Genomic DNA, 19,261 nt, shown 5'->3' with positions numbered 1-19,261 from the left:
TCAGTAGCAGGAGGAGCAGATGGACTGATGATAGAAGTGCATAATAATCCAGAAAAAGCATTATGTGATGGACCACAGTCATTAAGACCAGAAAGGTATGAAGAGTTATTGAAACAAATCAGTAAAATTGCTGAGGTTGTTGGTAAAAAGGTATAGTATTTAATAAAATATAGATATCAAAAAGTATTTTACTCAAATTTTTAAATACTATAAATATATATTAAGAATTATTCAAAACTTAAATATTGAAAAAGAAATTACTAATTATATAAGTATAATTGAAGCATTAGAAATGGAAATAAACCTATAATTATTTAAATAAATGGTAAAATATTATTATTTTTTAACATTACTTCATATTTTTCTTTATTTTTCTTGCAATTAATAAAAAAAATATATATAATAGGAACGTACTTTAGAGTTAAAGGGGGGAATAGTTCGATGGCAAAAACTGTAGTAAGAGAAAATGAATCTTTAGATGATGCTTTACGTCGTTTTAAAAGACAAGTTTCTAGAACAGGAACCCTTGCAGAAGCTCGTAAAAGAGAGTTTTATGTTAAACCAGGTTTGAAAAGAAAATTAAAATCTGAAGCAGCAAGAAAAAATAACAAAGGTAAAAGATAAAAACTTGGGCTATATAAGCCCTTTTTTATTTATAAAAGAATTTAATCGAAATATAAGCATTTAGTTTAAAAAGTTTCATATAATTAGTTAGGTGATTTGATGATATATATGGAAAGTAAATGTTTGTCGATTAAATATTATGAGTGTTTGTTATTATTAGAAAATAATATTATTGAAATAAAGATGAACGATAATATACTTAGAGTAACTGGCGAAAATTTAATGATTAAATATTATAGTGATCAAGAAGTGATTATTTATGGAAAGATCGATTGCTTAAGATTTCTATGAAATTTGGGTATGATTTATATGAAGTAGTCAGTGAAGATATTATCACCCTATTAAAATCATTTAAAGAAGATCACATAACTGTATTTCAATTAAATAAAGTCGATGATTTTACATATCGATTTTATCTTCCTATTTATCAAAGAATACTGGTTAGAAAATATCATTTAACAATTATTAAAAGTATTGGTATTTTATATTACCTATTATTGCTTTTTTATCGGAAATTAGGCATGATAGGAGCAGCTAGTTTTATATTAACAGTTTTTTTGTGTAATCAGTTTATTTTTGGGGTTGAAATTATTGGTAATAATCCAAAGACAACTAGATTGGTAAATGAAGTTTTAGCTGAAAATCATATTAATGTAGGAGATAGGAAACGTTCTTATGAACAATTAAATGATATTTATGATGATATGAAGGAAAAATTTAAGGGAAAAATAGATTATCTAAATATTTATCAGGAGGGCAGTGTCCTATTTATTAAATATACTAATAGTGTAGGAGCTAAAAAAGTTAAAAAAAGTTTTGAAAATATTTATGCTAGTAAAGATGGAGTAATACAAAATATTGATGTTAGTAGTGGTAATATTATGGTCAAAGTTAATGATTATGTAAAAAAAGGAGATCTATTAGTCTCAAATACAATTACTTCGACTAGTGAAGTTGATAAAATCATAGAAACACAAGGGGTTATTAAAGCCTATACTTATATTGATTATGAAGCTAGTATAAGTAAAAAGAAAATGGATGATGGAGAAGCGTTTAGTTATCTATTATATTCGATTCGTAGTAAACTAGGTACAATCGACAAAATAGATAGAGAAAAAGTTTTATCTTATGGTATAATTGGTGACAAGAGAGTATTAAAAATGCAGTATATTTTAATTGAAGATATTGCAACAAAAGAGGAGAATTAAATGACAGAACAAGTTAAATTAGAAGAATATAGTGTAGCTCAATTAAATAATATTTGTGGCAATCATGATGAAAACTTTAAAATGATTGAAGAAGCATTGAATGTTGAAATCTCACTTCGGGGTGATGAGCTCAGTTTGATTGGGGAAAACAATGATAATTTTAAAGAAGCGAAAAAAGTAATTGCAGCATTGTTAGGGCTTGTTTCTAAAGGTGTCAGTATTACACGTAGAGATGTAGTTTATGCTTTGAAACTAGCCAAAGAAGATAAGTTAAGTAGAATTAATGAATTATATAGTGTTAGAATTACTAAAACAGCTAGTGGTAAAATGATTTATCCTAAAACAATAGGGCAAAAGGAATACTATTTTGCTTTGAAAAATAATGATGTTGTTTTTGGGATTGGACCAGCAGGAACTGGTAAGACATATTTAGCAGTAGTTTTTGCGGTTGATGCTTTAAAAAATAATATTGTTAAAAAAATCATTCTTACCCGACCAGCAGTTGAAGCAGGGGAAAATCTTGGATTTTTACCTGGAGATTTAAAAGAAAAAGTTGATCCTTATTTAAGACCACTATATGATGCATTGCATGATATGTTAGGTGTAGAACAAACTGAACGTTATATTGAAAAAGGTGTGATTGAAATTGCTCCACTTGCTTATATGCGAGGTCGTACTTTAGAAGATGCTTATGTTATTTTGGATGAAGCTCAAAATACAACTGATAATCAAATGAAAATGTTTTTAACACGATTAGGTTTTAATTCAAAAATGATTATAACAGGAGATATTACTCAAATTGATTTACCACGTGGAATGGAATCAGGACTTGTTAAAGCCTTAAAAATCTTAAATGGAGTTAAAGGGGTTTCATTTGTTCATTTATCTGCAATGGATGTAGTAAGGCATCCTGTTGTTCAAAGAATTATTGAAAGGTATGATGGCAAAAATGAATAAGATATTAATAATTGAAGATGATATATCAATTAATAAAATTTTAAGTTATGAATTGAAAAATAAAGACTATCAGGTTGATAGTCTTTATGACGGTAAAGAAGCATGTCAGAGGATTTTATCAAATGATTATGATTTAATTCTGGTTGATTGGATGCTGCCATATAAAGATGGAATCAAGATTATTCGTGAATGTCGAGATAACGGCTATATTAAGCCAATGATTTTATTAACTGCTAGAAATGATCAGGATGATATAATCTTAGGTTTAGAATCTGGGGCTGATGATTATTTAACCAAGCCTTTTCAGGCTAATATTTTAATTGCACGAATTGAAGCTCATTTACGCCGTTATCATAAACATTTTAAGGGGATTTTAAAGTATCTAGATATTAAGATGGATTTGACAAAACATGAGGTTTTTGTTGGTGATAATCGTATAAATCTTACTAAAGTAGAGTATGATTTATTACAAATGTTTCTTGATAATAAAGAAGAGGTATTATCAAGACAAGAATTATTGATGAAAATATGGAATTTTAATTACGATGGCGATACAAGGTTGGTAGATATTCATGTTTTTAAATTAAAAACAAAATTAAAAGAGAGTCAGGCTTGTTTTCAATCAGTAAGAGGGGTTGGTTATAAATTGGTGAGTAAAGATGAATAAGAATTATCAAAAAGTTATTTTTTCTTTTGTTGTAGTGAGTATTTTATTATTTTGGAATAGTAAATATGCATTTCTTTATATAATAGGTTTTATGATGGCAATGTTATATATATTGTATGATACAAATACTTCATATTTACAACAGATTGATTTTTATCGTCGTGAAAAAGAAAATGAGATTCGTGAAGTTGAAGGTGAAAAAGATTTTAATCATAAAATTCTTAATTCTTTGATTAAAACGATGAACTTACCAATGATTTTTGTTAATAAAGAGGGAACAATTATTTTTACTAATCAAAGCTTTAGAGATGCTTTTAGTATAAAACATCTTCGTGGTAAATATTATAAAGACATATTTAAAGGGCAATTATTAAATATTGTTGATCAAAGTTATATATTTGAACGTAAGTTTTCAACTGTTACTACGATTAATGAGCGTTATTATCAAATAGAAACTACACCAGTATTTAGAGATAAAATTGTTTTTGATGGCAGTATAATTTTATTTACTGATGTTTCACAAGTTAAAGAAATCGAAAAAATGCAAAAACAGTTTTTTTCTGACATTTCTCATGAATTAAAGACACCAATGAGCGCTATTATTGGTAGTGTTGAAATTCTTCAAAAAGAAGGTGTACAAAATAAGGAAACTTTTGATGAATTTATGGGTATACTTTTAAAGGAAAGCTATCGTATGCAAAATATTATTGAAGATATTTTGGAGTTGTCACGTTTAGAACAACCGCAAGTAAATTTATCACCAAGACCTATTGATATAAATTCACTGGTTAAAGATACAGTAGAATTGTTCGAGCCACTTGCTAAAGATAAACGGTTATCATTATTTTATCAAAGTAAAGTATCTCATGAATTAATGCTTGACTATACTACAGTTAAGACAATTCTTAATAATTTAGTTTCTAACGCAATAAAGTATTCAAATTCGGGTGTTATTTCAATTAAGATATCCAGTGATGAAAAAAACTTTATGCTTAAAGTTCAAGATGAGGGGTTAGGGATTTCTAAGGATGATATTCCATTAATTTTTGATCGCTTTTTTCAAGTGGATCGTTCTAGAAGTAAAAAGTTGGGAACTGGTCTTGGACTGAGTATTGTCAAAAGAATGGTAGAATTAAATAATGGAACTATAGAGGTAGAAAGTAATCCAGGGATTGGTTCTATTTTTACGGTAACTTTACCTATTTTATAGAAAGGTGTAGATTTTTTACAAGTGAACCATTTTTTCACACAATATAAAAATAATTTGAACAAATTATTTATTTATGATTGATATGTAAGATAAAAGGAGTGTTGAAAATGGAAGAAAGAAATCTAATAGAAGAAAATAAGCCAATGGAAGAAAAAGAAATAATTGATGAAAAGCCTTTGGAAGATAAACTACAATCAGATTTTGGAGCAGCAACAAGAATAGAAAGAAATAGAGATAGATTTGCTAAACAAAATAATTTTAAATTATTTCATGTCATCTTAGTGATCTTAGTTGTTGTTTCACTTGGGGCTAATGTTTTTATGTTTAGTAGATTGAATGATAGTAATTCGCCTATATCATTAAATAGTAATGCAAAAGTCCAGCAAGTGAATTATGATGTTAAAAGTTCAACTACTGATGTAATAAAAAAAGTTAGTGATAGTGTAGTTGGAGTATTAGTTTATTCTAATGGAGCAGCGAGTGGAAGTGGAAGTGGTGTTGTATATCATGTTGATGGTAGAACAGCATATGTTATTACTAATGCTCATGTTGTTGATGGAGCTCAAGATGTACAAGTTGTTTTTTCAAATAAAGAGTCAGTTAAAGCTACTTTATTAGGTAGTGATAGTTATAGTGATATAGCAGTATTAAAATTGACAGCAGATTTTGATTTAAGTGGTATTAAATGTGGAGATTCTAGTTTATTAGATCAAGGTGAAACAGTTTTAGCAATTGGAAGTCCATTAGGTATTGAATATGCAGGAACTGTTACTCAAGGAATTGTTAGTGGAACTGATCGTACTGTATCAGTAGATTTAAATGATGATGGTCAAGATGATTGGGATATGAATGTTATTCAAACTGATGCAGCTATTAATCCTGGTAATAGTGGTGGTGCTTTAGTAAATATGGCTGGGGAGCTGGTTGGAATCACTTCAATGAAATTAGCAGATACTTCAGTTGAAGGAATGGGATTTGCTTTACCTATTAACGATGTAATAAAGAATGTTGAACAAATTATTGAAAAAGGAAAAGTAACAAGGCCACAATTTGGAATTTCAGGTATCTCTTTATCTGGATATTCTAGTTATCAATTACGTTATTATCGAATAAATACAGATTTAACAGATGGTCTTTATGTAGCTAAAGTTAGTAGTGGAGGTGCTGCTAGTCAGGCTGGTATTCAAGAGGGAGATATTATTGTTAAATTTGATGGTGAAAAAATTACTACTTATAAGAGCTTTTTAACAGCATTGTATGCAAAAGAGCCTGGTGATAAAGTGTCTGTAGTAATAAATCGTGATGGTGTTGAAAAAACGGTTGAAGTTACTTTAGGTGAACAATAATAATAGGACATCGGATTATTCCGGTGTTTTTTGTTTGAAAAAGAATTGTTAGTATGTTATATTTTAATGCGAAAAGAAAGTCTTCAGGGCAGGGTGATATTCCCGACCGGTGGTAAAGTCCACGAGCGTAAGCTGAATAGGTGAAATTCCTATACCGACAGTAATAGTCTGGATGGAAGAATGACATTTTTTAGTTATTAATAAATGTATTTTTTTGTCATGAAGATTAGTATTTTCATGATATTTTTTATTTAAGGAGAGAATTATTATGGAAATTACTAAGACAAGAAAAATTGTTTTATCTGCAATTCTTGCAGCATTAGGGATGATTTTAGGGGTATTAGAAATCCCTTATCCTTTAGCACCATGGCTTAATTTGGATTTATCTGAAATTGTTGTAATAATGGCAATTTCGATGCTTGGTTTTAAGTCAGCGTTATTTGTTTGTGGATGTAAGTTTTTGGTTTCTATATTATTTAAGGGGCCAGTAGGACCAATTGCAATTGGTCAAATCACTGTGTTAATTGCTTCTTTAACGATTTGTTGTGTTTATTATTTTTTATCTCAACACATAAAATTAAAGAAAGAATGGTTAACATATGTTGTAAATATGATTATTACTATGCTTGTTTTTGCCACTGTATTATTTGTAGTAAACTATTTTTTTGTTACACCAACTTATTTAATGCAAAAACCAGCCTGGTATACTGAACTTCCTTTTGCGGTTGATATAAATGCTTTTAATCAACAATATGGAACAAATATTGTAATACCTGAAGTATTGAGTTTTTTATCGCCTTATGGACAAGCTATTTTTATAATTTATTTTCCTTTTAACTTTATAAAGGGGATGATTTGTGCTATTGTTTATTATATTGTAAGACCAATTGAGTCAAAGTTTAAGGAGGCATAATATGAATATTGCTTTAATAGCACATGATCAAAAGAAAAAGGAGTTAATAGATTTTGTTAAGGATAATGAAAAATTATTTTCTAAACATACATTATATGGTACAGGAACTACTGGTAAAAAGATTATGGAAAATACTAATTTGCATATAGCCCGTTTTTTGTCTGGACCATATGGCGGAGATCAGCAGATTGGTAATTTAATTGCATTAGGACAAATGGATATGGTTTTCTTTTTTAGAGATCCACTTACAGCACAACCTCATGAACCAGATATTAGTGCTTTAATGAGATTATGTGATGTTCACTCAATACCATTAGCTTCAAATAAAGCAACAGCATTAATATTTTTAAATATATTATGAAAAAACCAAAAGATGTGGTAGTTAATAAATAATTTTTTATTTTCTAAATACACAAAAAAGCGCACAAAAATGTGCGTTTTTTGTTATATTTTTTATAAAAAAATTATATAAACATTATATGTTTGATTTACTTTTAAAAAAAGATATTTTGGATTATTATTTTGAGATACAAAAAAGGCTGAACTTTTGAAATAGTTAAAAACTAATTTAATCGTTACAGCCCATTTTGGTTTAATTATTCAACTTCGATTGCTTCTACTGGACAGCTTTCAGCAGCTTCTTTAGCTCCGTCAATATTTTCTTCGCTAACTACTACTGCTAAACCATCATCACCTATTTCAAATACATCAGGTGCAACAGCTGTACAAGCACCACATCCAATGCAAGATTCATTAACTGTAATTTTAGCCATTGTAATTTCCTCCTTTTGTGTACTATCATATTATATCCTAAATAAATATATTTTCCAATATTTTATAAAGGAAATAATTAAAAAGTATGCTATAATGTTCGTTGAAAGGGTGATTTAGAGTGGTTAATTCACGAATTGACAAATATCGCGATTTAAGAAGTGGACTAAAAGAAGAAGTTGGAATAAATCGTGATAATATGAGTGATGTAATTGATGCAGTAGTAGATACTGATGATGAGGATGATTTTTTAATGTCCGTTAATCGACTTTTTGATAAACCAAATGAAAAAAAAGAAATTGAAGACACGTTAACAGAAGCAAAGACATTTGAACAAATGCGTCAAGAAAGTAGTGAAGAGATTGATCGGGCTTTGCGCAGTGCAAAAGTAAGTGTTGGAAAAGAAGCTCAATATAATACAAGAATGGATATTCTTAATAAAATTAGAGAGCCTGAAAAACAAGTAGTACGAATAGATAATTTTGACAATGTGGAAACTTCACAATTTTCTAAAGGTTATTTTGTAAAACAAGATAAAGAAGAGATAGTAGAAGCACCTGAGGATGTTGTAGCTAAAGAAGTAAAGAAGAAGATGACGTTAATGGAACGTTTGGCAAGTATGTCACCAGCAGAAGATGCTAAAAAGGCAAAGGATATTTTAGAAGAAAAAAATGATATTCTTGAAAATAAAATACCTAAAGAAGAAAATCAGAAATCAACTAATGAAACTGATACATTACAACAAACTGCTTCTTTAGAAGATATGCTTCGCCAAATAAAAGAAAAAGATCAACGAGAGGTTGAAAAAGTTTTACAACAACAAAAAGAAGCAGATAGTAATATAAAAACGATTAAAAATGAAACAACTGCCCAAACTGAAAATAAAGAAAATAAAGTTGGGAGTCGTGTTGAAGTGGTTGAAGAAAAGAAAAATGAACGTATTGTTAATGTTTTAAATTATATTATTATTTTTTTAGTTGTTGTATTTATTGGTTTATGTGGTATGATTGGATACCAGTTATTCTTTTAAACTAAGGTCTACCTTAGTTTTTTTCAAGAAAGGAAGGTTATGATGAAAAAAATTTCAATTGCAATAGATGGTCCAAGCGCTGCAGGAAAAAGCAGTATTGCAAAAATTGTAGCTAAAAAATTGGATTATGTATATATAGATACAGGGGCAATGTATCGTTGTGTTGGATACTATTGCTTACAAAATAATATTGATTTAAATAACGAAACTGCAGTATCAGCAATATTAAAAAATATTAAAATTACAATGGATAGTAATAATCGTGTTTATTTAAATGAGCATGATGTTAGTGATCAGATTCGACAAGATGAAGTATCAATGTCTGCAAGTTTGGTTTCGAGTTATCAAGATGTAAGAGAATTTTTAGTTAAACAGCAACGTCAGATGTCAAATGTGGGTGGAGTTATTTTAGATGGTAGAGATATTGGAACTGTGGTTTTACCTGATGCAAAATTGAAAATATACCAAAATGCTAGTGTGGAAACTCGGGCTAAACGGCGTTTTCTGGAAAATAAACAACGAGGGCTGTCAGCTGATTTAGAAACTATAAAAAAGGATATTGAACAGCGAGATTATCAAGATATGAATCGGAAAATATCACCATTAAAAAAAGCTGATGATGCAATTGTATTAGATACTTCAAATTTAAGTATTGATGAGGTAGTAAATGAAGTTTTAAAATTAGCTAAACAAAGAGAAATGGAGGGTTAAAATGGCAAGTGTAGTTGCAATCGTAGGGAGAGCAAATGTTGGTAAATCAACAATTTTTAATCGAATTGTAGGTGAGAGAATTTCTATTGTTGAAGATGTCGCTGGAGTAACTCGTGATCGTATTTATGCTACTGCGACATGGTTGACAAAAGAGTTTAGATTAATAGATACAGGTGGAATTGAGCTTAAAGATGCTTCTTTTGTGACTCAAATCAAAATCCAGGCAGAAATTGCTATTGAGGAAGCGGATTTAATTGTATTTGTTGTAAATGGTCGAGAAGGGGTTACTCAAGAAGATGAGTATGTTGCAAGACTGCTTCAAAAAACTAAAAAACCAATTTTATTAGCTGTAAACAAAATAGATGATAATGCATTTATTAATGAAATATATGATTTTTATAGTTTGGGAATGGGAGATCCTATTCCAGTTTCTGGAAGTCATGGAATTGGTATAGGTGATTTATTAGATGAAATTATTAAAAACCTGGATTTTACAGAAGAAGAGTTTGATGAAGATGAGATACGTTTTTCAATAATTGGTAGACCTAATGTAGGAAAATCATCTTTAACTAATGCTATTTTAGGTGAAGAACGTGTTATTGTTTCTAATATTGAAGGAACTACTCGTGATGCTATTGATACAGCTTTTGAAAAAGATGGCCAAAAATATCGTGTAATTGATACAGCAGGAATGCGTAAAAAAGGAAAAGTATATGAAAGTATTGAAAAATATTCTATTTTAAGAGCGTTGTCCTCAATTGAAAAAAGTGATGTGATAGTTGTTGTAATTGATGGTCAACGAGGAGTAATAGAACAAGATAAGCATGTAGCTGGATATGCTCATGAAGCAGGTAAAGGAGTTATTCTTGTTGTTAATAAATGGGATCTTGTTGAAAAAGATGAAAAGACAATGCAAAAGAAAGAAAAGGAATTGCGTAGTCAATTTAAATATTTGGATTATGCTCGTATTATCTTTTTATCTGCTAAAACTCATCAAAGAGTTCCACAACTCTTTCCATTAATTGAAGAATCATTTGTGAATTCTCATAAAAGAGTTCAAACAAGTGTTTTAAATGATGTGTTAGTTGATGCACAGGCAATTAATCCAACAACAACTTTTAATGGTGGACGATTAAAAATATTTTATGCTAATCAGGTAAGTGTTTGTCCACCAACTTTTATTTTGTTTGTTAATGATCCTCAATACCTTCATTTTAGTTATAAACGATATTTAGAAAACCGTTTACGTGATTCATTTGGATTTGAAGGTACACCAATTCATATTATTTGTCGTAAAAGAGATTAATCGTGCGCTTTTATAAGATGGGTGTTATAATATACATACAATAATATAAGGATGTGTAATTATGAGTAAAATTGCAGTTTTAGGAACGGGTAGCTGGGCTACTGCTTTAAGTAGGGTTTTGATTGATAATCAAAATCAAATTATAATGTATGGAATTGATCAGAATCAAATTGATGATATTAATGTTAATCATCAAAACAGTGCTTTCTTTGAAGATATAATATTAGAAAATGAAATTAAGGCTACTAATAACTTAGAAGAAGCACTAAGAGATATTGATTATTTACTAATCACTATCCCAACTCAATTTGTTAAAGAAACATTACAACAAGTAAAACCATTTATTAAGAAAAGAGTGACTGTTATCAATGCTGCTAAAGGATTTGACTTAGGAACAAATATGAGGATGTCAGATACAATTCGTAGTGTTTTAGATGAAAATTTGATTAATCCTGTTGTTTCATTAATTGGCCCTAGTCATGCTGAAGAAGTTGTAATTAGAATGTTGACAACGATTTGTGCAGTATCTTTAGATGAAAAAGTTGCTCACGATGTTCAAAAGTTATTTTCTAATGATTATTTTAGGGTTTATCGCTTGACTGATGAAGTAGGTGCTGAATATGGGGTTGCAATTAAAAATGTAATCGCAGTTGCTGCTGGGGTGTTATGTGGTCTAGGTTATGGTGATAATACAAAAGCAGCATTGATAACTAGAGGTCTAGCCGAAATGATTCGCTATGGTATGAAAAAAGGTGGTAAATTAGAAACATATACTGGATTAACTGGAGTAGGAGATTTAATTGTAACCTGTTCATCAGTTCATTCACGAAATTTTCAAGCGGGACTTGAAATTGGTAAAACTAATGATGCTAGAACATTTATGAAAAATAATAAAAAGACATGTGAAGGTATTAGAACTTGTCAAGTTATTTATGAAGATGCTAAAAAGTATGATGATATTGAATTACCAATTATAAATGCAATATATAATGTTTTGTATAATAATCATGAACCTAAACGTGAGATTCAGCAGTTAATGAAAAGAGAATTAAAGATTGAAGGGGAACGTTATTAAAATATTTTCATATTATATAGTGGTGATAATATGAAAGATGAAGATGTTTTATTGGATAAGGTTGTAAAAAAAACTAATGTAAATAAGGGTGAAATCTTAAAATTAGCAAATGATTTACAATCTAAAGATTTAAATAATGAAAATGATATTCGTGATTTTATTTTGTCGGTTGCTAAAGTAACTAATAAATCAATTAATTCAAATAAAGTTGATAAATTAGTTTCAATGATTAAATCTAATAAAATACCACGTGATATTGATAAAATGGTCTAGGATAATGATGTAAAATAAACGATAAAAACAAATGTTTTTAAGGTTGACTTATGGTATTATTTTATATATAATTGTCATTGCGGTTATAGAAGGGTGATTATTTTGAAATACAATTTACAATGGATTGTTAAGCATCGTGGGAAATTTGAATTTGAAGAAGGATTGACTTTTCCTTCGGAGTTATTTGACCAATATGCACAAATTAATGACTTGAAGGACATTATTGTCTCAGGAACCGGAGATCTTGATTTAAAAGATAAACGTTTATATGTTGATCTTAATATCAAGGGGACGATGATTCTTCCATGTGCAATGACATTAGAGAATGTTGATTATCCTTTTGAGATTAATTCGACTGAAGTGTTTGCTTTTGATAAGCCTGATCCTCTTGAGGATGTTCACGAAGTGAAAAAAGATATTGTCGATCTTACTCCTGTGGTATTTGAAAACATTATGCTTGAAGTGCCGATGCGAGTGGTAAAAGAAGATGCTAATATTAAATCAGAAGGAAAAGGTTGGAAAATATTAGATAGCAGTACTAGTGAAAAAGACGAGGAATACATTGATCCTAGGTTAGCTAAACTAAAAGATTATTTTAAAGATTAAATAGGAGGTTATACTGATGGCAGTACCATTTAGAAGAGTTTCAAGTACAAGAAGAAATAAGAGAAGAACTCATGATAAGCTAACAGCACCAGCTGTAGTTGTATGTCCAGAATGTGGTGAATACAAAATGTCTCATAAAGTTTGTAAACATTGCGGTACTTACAAGGGACAAAAAGTTTTATAAGAGATAGTGTTTAAAGCACTTTTTACAGCCAGTTAACGTTATTTTGCGTTAATTGGCTTTTTTTTTGTTTAAATGTCAAAAATACCTTATTTAAAGAAAAGGCTATACAAAATGAATTAGAAAGTATATAATGGTGGTACGAAGTGTTAATTTGTGATACTAAGTGTTAAAAAGTGGGTGATTTAAATGTTCATGGGTGAATTCAGACATAATATTGACGCCAAAGGGCGTCTTATTATTCCCTCAAAATTAAGGGAACAGTGTGGCGAGAGTGTGGTCATTACTCGTGGTTTTGATGGTTGTCTAGCATTATATACTCAAGAGGGCTGGAATGATTATTATCAAAAACTTCAAACATTACCAAAAACAAAAAAGGATGCCCGTAACTTTGTTAGAATTATCACTTCAAGAGCTAGTGAATGTGAATTTGATAAATTAGGAAGAGTAAATATTCCTAATGTTTTAAGATTAGAAGGTAAATTAGAAAAAGAATGTATTATAGTAGGTGTTGGAGATCATGTTGAAATCTGGAACCAAATTTTATGGGATGAATACTATAATACTAATAAAGATAACTTTGATGAAATTTCTGAATCATTAGATGGATTTGATTTATAGGAGAAGACAATGTTTGATCATGTAACAGTATTATTAAATGAAGCAGTAGAAGGTTTAAATGTAAAAGAAGATGGAATTTATGTTGATTGTACATTAGGTGGTGCTGGACATAGTTGTGAGATTTTAAAACGTCTTACAACAGGACATTTGTATTGCTTTGATCAAGATCAAACTGCGATAATAGCAGCTAAAAAACGTCTTGATAAAATAGGTGATAATTATACTATTATTTATTCTAACTTTGTTAATATAAAAACAAAATTAAATGAATTAGGAATAGAAAAAGTAGATGGTATTTTATTTGATTTAGGCGTTTCTTCACCACAGTTTGATACTGGAAGTCGTGGCTTCAGTTATAATCATGATGCTAAATTAGACATGAGAATGGATATTAATAATTCATTAGATGCGTATGTAATTGTAAATACCTGGCCTTATGAAAAGTTAGTTGAAATATTATTTAAATATGCAGATGAAAAGTTTGCTAAAAGGATTGCCCGTAAAATTGAACAAGCGAGAATAAATAAACCAATTGAAACAACATTTGAATTAGTAGAAATTATTAAGGAAGCAATTCCAGCAGCAGCTAGAAGAAAAGGTGGTCATCCAGCAAAAAGAACTTTTCAGGCATTAAGAATTGCAGTAAATGATGAATTAAATGTGTTTGATCAAGCATTAAAAGATTCGTTAGAATTATTAAATGATGGTGGTAGAATATCAGTGATTACTTTTCATAGTTTAGAAGATAAAATATGTAAGTACACTTTTAAAGATGTAACGAAATTAAAAGATGTTCCACCAGGATTGCCAGTTATTCCTGAATACTTGTTACCTAAATATAGATTAGTGAATAAAAAAGCAATTATAGCTTCTAAAGCAGAGTTAGAAGATAATCACCGGGCACATTCAGCAAAATTAAGAATAATTGAGAGGGTGTAATATATGAGACATAGAGTTAGGAAAACAAAATTTGAAGCATTTTCACAAAGATTTTTGATTATTTCTATGGTTATTTTTATTTTTGGAATCACATATGTAAGGTCTTTAGAATCCTCTTGTAATCAAGAAGCACAAAAAATAGAAAAAGATATTAAAGTACTTAGAGATGAAATCGATAGCTTAGAGATGCAAAAACAAGAATTAGCTTCTTTTTCACGGCTTAATGATGTAGCTGGTGAAAAAGGATATACATATAGCAATGAATCTGTAGCTTCCTCTACACCTACAGAAGGAGCACAATAATAATGAGTCAGTTTAAAGGTGCAAAGATAGCATATGTTGTCTTTGCACTAGTTATTTTTTCTTTAGTTGCAAATATTGCATACTTGGGTATGACAGGCAAGCATTTAATTAGTGATAGCGATATAAAGGCGTTTGCTAAAAGTAGAGGTAAAGTAGAAACTGTTGAATATGCAACAAGAGGAGAAATATATACAAGTGATAATGAAATAGTTGCATCAAATGTACAAAAGTTTAAGTTAATTGCTATTGTTTCAGATAAAAGACCAGGTTATGGTGATAAAAAAGCCCATGTAGTTAATGTGACTGATACAGCAAATAAAATAGCACCAATTCTTGGGATGGATCCAGTATCAATGGCTCAAAAAATGCAAGAGGCCATTGATGAGGGAAAATATCAGGTAGAATTTGGAACTCATGGTAATAACTTGAGTGCTAATCAAAAAAAGGAAATAGAGCAAACTGGTCTAACTGGTTTAGAATTTGAAGAAGCAAATTCTCGTAATTATCCTTTAGGTGATTTTTGTAGTTATATTATTGGTTATGCTAAAAATATGGAAAAAAATGGTGTCAAAGGTCTTGTTGGGGAAATGGGATTAGAAGCTATTTATGATGAAATATTGGCTGGTAAAAATGGCTATAAAGTATATCAAAAAGATGCTAAGGGTTTTATATTGCCTAATGGTGTTTTAAAACAGAAAGATGCTGTTGATGGCCAAGATATATATTTGACATTAAATAGTTCATTACAACGTGATTTAGATCATTTATTAACAAAGGAAGCTGGAGAAGCAGGGGCAAATAAAGCCTCAGCAGTAATTATGGAAGCTAAAACAGGAAAAATTTTAGCTCTATCAAATTATCCTTCATTTAATCCTAATGATCGCAAGATTAATGATTATAAAAATTTCTTTTTTGATACAGCTTATGAATGCGGATCAGTTTTTAAATCCTTTGTTTATGCTAGTTCAATTGAAAGTGGTTTGTATAATGGTAGTACATTATATGAATCTGGTAAATATGATTATGGTGGTAGTCGACCAATTCGTGATCATAATAATGGAGCTGGTTGGGGAAGTATTTCTTATGATGAAGGGTTTTATCGCTCTAGTAATGTTGCTATTTGTAACTTATTAGAAAAGGGGTATACAAATCGAGATGAACTTATTGAAACATATGAAAAGTTAGGTTTTTTTCAATCAAGTACTATTGATGGATTTGATTCATCTTCAGGAGTAGCGTTATACAAAAAAGACAAAAGTAGAGCAGCTTATTTAACAACAGGATTTGGACAAGGGTCAACAGTGACAATGGTGCAATTATTAAGAGCATATAGTGTTTTTGCAAATGATGGTAAGATGGTAGAACCATATTTAGTTGATCGAATTGTTAATAAAGAAAATAATGAAGTTACATATAATGGAAAAACAAAATATTCTGAAAAGATTTTTTCATCATCTACAGTATCAAGAATACGTGACTTACTTAAAGGTGTTGTAAGTGAAAGTATGGGTACTGCTAAAAAGTTTGCACTTGATAATGGGGTTCAAATAATTGGAAAAACTGGTACAGGACAGATGGTTGGTGAAAATGGGACCTATTCAAGTACTAATTATACAAAGTCATTTGCTGGTATGGCACCATATGAGGATCCCCAAATCGTTACAATAGTAGTATTCCAGGGACCAGATAATAATACAACTGATCATCAGGCTAATATTATTAAAAATATTGTTCCTTCCGCATTATCTGTGATTTCTTCTTATAATGCTTCTAATAATGAAATTTCAACTGAAGAATATAGATTAGATTCATATATAAATCAAAGTGTTAATTATGTAAAAGCAAAATTAGAATCTAAAACTTTAAATGTTCAGATAATAGGCAATGGTTCAACAGTTATTGAACAATTTCCAGAAGCAAAATCAAAAATAACTAAAAATGATCGAGTTTTTATTAAAACAGAATCATCAGATATTAGTATTCCTAATTTTATAGGATGGTCACGTAAAGATGTATTAACTTTTGGTTCGTTATCAGGATTAAATATTACTATTGATGGTAATAATGGTTTAGTTGCTAATCAAAGTTTGCCAGAAGGAAGTATAATGCATAGTGGAGATGCTTTAACAATTACATTACAGTAAGGTCTAATAGCCTTACTTTTTTCATATATTGTATGGGTGATAAGATGATATATGAGATAACTAAACATAAAATAAAGTGGGTTAAGATAATTACGGTTTTGATTGTAATTTCAATAATATTAAAAATTGGATACATTCAAATCATTGACCGTGTTAATATCTATAATAAAGCAGTTGAATTGTGGCAGCGAAGTTTCCCAGTTGAGGCAAATCGTGGATTAATCTTAGATAGTGATAATAATGTTTTAGCAACTAATTTGACTACAGCATCTTTGGTAGTTGTTCCTAGTCAAATTAAAGATATTGAAATGACAGCACAAAAAATATCAGAAATATTAAATGTTGATACTAAAGTTATGCAAGAGAAATTAAGTAAAAAGGTATCGATTCAAAGAATTCAACCAGAAGGTCGTCAGCTTGATGACGAGGTTGCTGCAAAAATTGATCGTTTAAAATTACCAGGTGTATACTTAATAAAAGATACTAAAAGATATTATCCTAAAGATAATTATTTGGGACAAACACTAGGATTTGTAGGAATCGATAATCAAGGATTATTAGGGCTTGAGTTAAAATATGATGAATATTTAAATGGTAATAATGGTAGTATTGATTATTTTATGGATGCTAAAAGTAATCCACTAACTTTATATCCAAGTGTTTATAGTGCACCAACAACAGGATTTGATCTTCAATTGACAATTGATGGTGATATTCAAGATATAGTTGAACGTGAATTAAATAATGCTTATGACACTTATAACCCTGATGGGATTTGGGCTCTAGCAATGGATCCTAATACAGGTAAAATATTAGCTATGGCTTGTAAACCCGATTTTAATCCAAATGATTATAAAAGTGCAGATAAAGATGTTTATAACCATAATATTCCTATTTGGAAAACTTATGAACCTGGATCAACTTTTAAAATTATTACTTTTTCTTCAGCATTAAATGAAAATTTATTTGATATGGATAAAGATACTTATTTTGATAAAGGTTATGAAATAGTTGGCGGTGCTAGAATTAAATCATGGAAAAAAGGAGGTCATGGTCTTCAGACATTTAGGGAAGTTTTACAAAATTCTTCTAACCCTGGATTTGTTGAAATTGGACGACGTCTTGGTAAAGATAAATTATATGAGTATGTAAAAAAGTTTGGTTTGACAGAAAAAACAGGAATTGATTTACCTGGGGAGTCAAAAGGAATAATGTTTGATTATGATGTATTTAATGAGTTAGAACAAGCAACAGTAGCTTTTGGGCAAGGAATTTCAGTAACTCCTATGCAGTTAGTTAGAGCGGTATGTGCCTGTGTAAATGGTGGAACATTATATAAACCATATTTAGTTGATAAAATAATTGATAACTACAGTAATGATATTATTTATGAAAAAAAGCCTGAAGCATTGCGAAGAGTAATCAGTGAGGATACTTCAAAAAAAGTTCGTGATGCTTTAGAAACAGTAGTAACTGATGGCGGTGGTAAAAATGCTTATATTGATGGATATCGTATTGGTGGAAAAACAGGAACTGCTCAAAAGGCAGTAAATGGAAGTTATGTAGATGGTGGTTATATCTTATCATTTATTGGGATTGCTCCAATCGATGATCCTAAGATAGTTTTATATGTGGCAATGGATAATCCTAAAAATTGTGTTCAATATGGTGGTACTACTGTTGCTCCTATTGCTAGAAAAATGCTAGTAGATATTTTACCAAGTATGGGAATTGAAAAAGTATCATCACAAAGACAAAAAGCTTATACATTTATGGATACTAAGAGTGTTAAAATAGAAAATTATATTGGTAAAAGTAAAAAGGAAGTAAGTAATCCAGAATTAAAATTTAAATTTATTGGTGAAGGGGATAAAGTAATTGATCAATTACCAAGAGTTGGCGAATATGTTGAAGCAGGCTCTACAGTTGTTATTATGTTAGGCTGATTATAGGATAAACGTATGAAATCAAAGTGCTTATAAAATCAAGTATTTTAAATTAGGGTAAGTATATATTAAAAAAATACTGCTGCTTACAGTTAAACTTAAATATTTAAAAATTGTGTTTTTATAATTTACTAATAAATAAGTTTATAGAATATATCTTATAATAGTATTTTTTAGTGATAATTGTTTTTCAAAAGTAATCCTCTTAATTATTTTGTATAAAATAATAGGAGGATTATTGTATGAGCAGAATAATTAGTTATCAAAATGATTTAGTTAAATTTAATAATGATCTTTTCTTTAAGTATCTTCTTTCCAGAGATACTGCTGAATCTAAAATGTTAAGAAAGTATATCGTTAAACTCGTTACCAATATCGACTGTAAAAAAATGATTATTAAAAATCCTGAGATCAATCAAAATACTGTTCT

The 19,261-nt window shown here is 29.5% G+C and carries 22 protein-coding genes, 2 pseudogenes and 1 riboswitch; of the genes and pseudogenes, 23 read left to right on the top strand and 1 reads right to left on the bottom strand.

What is annotated here, in order from left to right:
• The 10 genes and pseudogenes from BMW96_RS12175 to BMW96_RS12130 all read left to right on the top strand — a co-directional run.
• Nucleotides 1-156: pseudogene (locus BMW96_RS12175) on the top strand (3-deoxy-7-phosphoheptulonate synthase); the annotation flags it as partial.
• 285 nt (nucleotides 157-441) lie between these two features.
• Complete coding sequence (gene rpsU / locus BMW96_RS12170) at nucleotides 442-624, top strand: 30S ribosomal protein S21 (RefSeq protein ID WP_003534573.1); 183 nt, start codon at nucleotides 442-444, stop codon at nucleotides 622-624.
• 99 nt (nucleotides 625-723) lie between these two features.
• Nucleotides 724-915, top strand: a complete 192-nt coding sequence (locus BMW96_RS12165; protein WP_092356410.1) for a YabP/YqfC family sporulation protein — start codon at nucleotides 724-726, stop codon at nucleotides 913-915.
• Nucleotides 897-1,832: a sporulation protein YqfD gene (locus tag BMW96_RS12160; protein ID WP_228762304.1), complete on the top strand. Its 936-nt coding sequence runs from the start codon at nucleotides 897-899 to the stop codon at nucleotides 1,830-1,832. The genes BMW96_RS12165 and BMW96_RS12160 overlap by 19 nt, the downstream gene beginning before the upstream one ends.
• On the top strand, nucleotides 1,833-2,789 hold the full coding sequence (locus BMW96_RS12155) for a PhoH family protein (RefSeq protein ID WP_092356404.1): 957 nt from the start codon (nucleotides 1,833-1,835) through the stop codon (nucleotides 2,787-2,789).
• The gene (locus BMW96_RS12150) at nucleotides 2,782-3,456 is read left to right on the top strand and encodes a response regulator transcription factor (RefSeq protein WP_092356401.1); all 675 of its coding nucleotides are present in this window, start codon (nucleotides 2,782-2,784) and stop codon (nucleotides 3,454-3,456) included. The genes BMW96_RS12155 and BMW96_RS12150 overlap by 8 nt, the downstream gene beginning before the upstream one ends.
• A complete protein-coding gene (locus BMW96_RS12145; protein ID WP_092356398.1) occupies nucleotides 3,449-4,666 on the top strand; it encodes a sensor histidine kinase in 1,218 nt (405 codons plus the stop codon). Before BMW96_RS12150 ends, BMW96_RS12145 begins: the two co-directional genes overlap by 8 nt.
• A gap of 107 nt (nucleotides 4,667-4,773) precedes the next feature.
• Nucleotides 4,774-6,012, top strand: coding sequence for a S1C family serine protease (locus BMW96_RS12140; RefSeq protein WP_177165849.1), 1,239 nt, complete (start codon nucleotides 4,774-4,776; stop codon nucleotides 6,010-6,012).
• A 75-nt stretch (nucleotides 6,013-6,087) separates the two neighbouring features.
• Nucleotides 6,088-6,201: riboswitch (FMN riboswitch) on the top strand.
• 79 nt (nucleotides 6,202-6,280) lie between these two features.
• Nucleotides 6,281-6,925 carry an ECF transporter S component gene (locus BMW96_RS12135; protein WP_092356395.1) on the top strand — a complete coding sequence of 215 codons (645 nt, stop codon included), beginning with the start codon at nucleotides 6,281-6,283 and terminating at the stop codon, nucleotides 6,923-6,925.
• 1 nt (nucleotide 6,926) lies between these two features.
• A complete protein-coding gene (locus tag BMW96_RS12130) occupies nucleotides 6,927-7,286 on the top strand; it encodes a methylglyoxal synthase (RefSeq protein ID WP_092356392.1) in 360 nt (119 codons plus the stop codon).
• A gap of 235 nt (nucleotides 7,287-7,521) precedes the next feature.
• Here the strand turns inward: BMW96_RS12130 and BMW96_RS12125 are convergent, their stop codons facing one another.
• Nucleotides 7,522-7,698: a ferredoxin gene (locus tag BMW96_RS12125; RefSeq protein WP_092356390.1), complete on the bottom strand. Its 177-nt coding sequence runs from the start codon at nucleotides 7,696-7,698 to the stop codon at nucleotides 7,522-7,524.
• A 119-nt stretch (nucleotides 7,699-7,817) separates the two neighbouring features.
• Here BMW96_RS12125 and BMW96_RS12120 point away from each other — a divergent pair, with 119 nt between their 5' ends.
• The 13 genes and pseudogenes from BMW96_RS12120 to BMW96_RS12060 form a co-directional block, all read left to right on the top strand.
• Complete coding sequence (locus BMW96_RS12120) at nucleotides 7,818-8,726, top strand: hypothetical protein (protein WP_092356387.1); 909 nt, start codon at nucleotides 7,818-7,820, stop codon at nucleotides 8,724-8,726.
• A 42-nt stretch (nucleotides 8,727-8,768) separates the two neighbouring features.
• Entirely contained in the window at nucleotides 8,769-9,437 is a 669-nt protein-coding gene (gene cmk, locus BMW96_RS12115; protein ID WP_092356385.1) for a (d)CMP kinase, read from the top strand.
• Between the two features lies 1 nt (nucleotide 9,438).
• Entirely contained in the window at nucleotides 9,439-10,743 is a 1,305-nt protein-coding gene (gene der / locus BMW96_RS12110; RefSeq protein WP_092356382.1) for a ribosome biogenesis GTPase Der, read from the top strand.
• 61 nt (nucleotides 10,744-10,804) lie between these two features.
• Nucleotides 10,805-11,818 (top strand): NAD(P)H-dependent glycerol-3-phosphate dehydrogenase, encoded by a 1,014-nt coding sequence (locus BMW96_RS12105; protein ID WP_092356379.1) that lies wholly within the window; start codon nucleotides 10,805-10,807, stop codon nucleotides 11,816-11,818.
• A 30-nt stretch (nucleotides 11,819-11,848) separates the two neighbouring features.
• Nucleotides 11,849-12,091, top strand: a complete 243-nt coding sequence (locus BMW96_RS12100) for a stage VI sporulation protein F (RefSeq protein ID WP_092356377.1) — start codon at nucleotides 11,849-11,851, stop codon at nucleotides 12,089-12,091.
• Between the two features lie 93 nt (nucleotides 12,092-12,184).
• Entirely contained in the window at nucleotides 12,185-12,697 is a 513-nt protein-coding gene (locus tag BMW96_RS12095; protein WP_092356374.1) for a YceD family protein, read from the top strand.
• A 16-nt stretch (nucleotides 12,698-12,713) separates the two neighbouring features.
• Nucleotides 12,714-12,881, top strand: coding sequence for a 50S ribosomal protein L32 (gene rpmF, locus BMW96_RS12090; RefSeq protein ID WP_003534533.1), 168 nt, complete (start codon nucleotides 12,714-12,716; stop codon nucleotides 12,879-12,881).
• A gap of 186 nt (nucleotides 12,882-13,067) precedes the next feature.
• Nucleotides 13,068-13,499 (top strand): division/cell wall cluster transcriptional repressor MraZ, encoded by a 432-nt coding sequence (gene mraZ, locus BMW96_RS12085; RefSeq protein WP_092356371.1) that lies wholly within the window; start codon nucleotides 13,068-13,070, stop codon nucleotides 13,497-13,499.
• A 9-nt stretch (nucleotides 13,500-13,508) separates the two neighbouring features.
• A complete protein-coding gene (gene rsmH / locus BMW96_RS12080) occupies nucleotides 13,509-14,438 on the top strand; it encodes a 16S rRNA (cytosine(1402)-N(4))-methyltransferase RsmH (protein ID WP_092356367.1) in 930 nt (309 codons plus the stop codon).
• Between the two features lie 3 nt (nucleotides 14,439-14,441).
• On the top strand, nucleotides 14,442-14,741 hold the full coding sequence (locus BMW96_RS12075) for a hypothetical protein (RefSeq protein WP_092356364.1): 300 nt from the start codon (nucleotides 14,442-14,444) through the stop codon (nucleotides 14,739-14,741).
• Between the two features lie 2 nt (nucleotides 14,742-14,743).
• Nucleotides 14,744-16,885 carry a penicillin-binding protein gene (locus tag BMW96_RS12070; RefSeq protein ID WP_092356360.1) on the top strand — a complete coding sequence of 714 codons (2,142 nt, stop codon included), beginning with the start codon at nucleotides 14,744-14,746 and terminating at the stop codon, nucleotides 16,883-16,885.
• A gap of 44 nt (nucleotides 16,886-16,929) precedes the next feature.
• Nucleotides 16,930-18,831, top strand: a complete 1,902-nt coding sequence (locus tag BMW96_RS12065; RefSeq protein WP_092356357.1) for a penicillin-binding transpeptidase domain-containing protein — start codon at nucleotides 16,930-16,932, stop codon at nucleotides 18,829-18,831.
• A gap of 242 nt (nucleotides 18,832-19,073) precedes the next feature.
• Nucleotides 19,074-19,261 (top strand): annotated as a pseudogene (locus tag BMW96_RS12060) (hypothetical protein); the annotation flags it as partial.

Origin of the sequence: Thomasclavelia cocleata (genome assembly GCF_900102365.1) — a bacterium.
Classification (GTDB): domain Bacteria; phylum Bacillota_I; class Bacilli_A; order Erysipelotrichales; family Coprobacillaceae; genus Thomasclavelia; species Thomasclavelia cocleata.
This window is presented reverse-complemented; position numbering and strand designations above follow the sequence as displayed.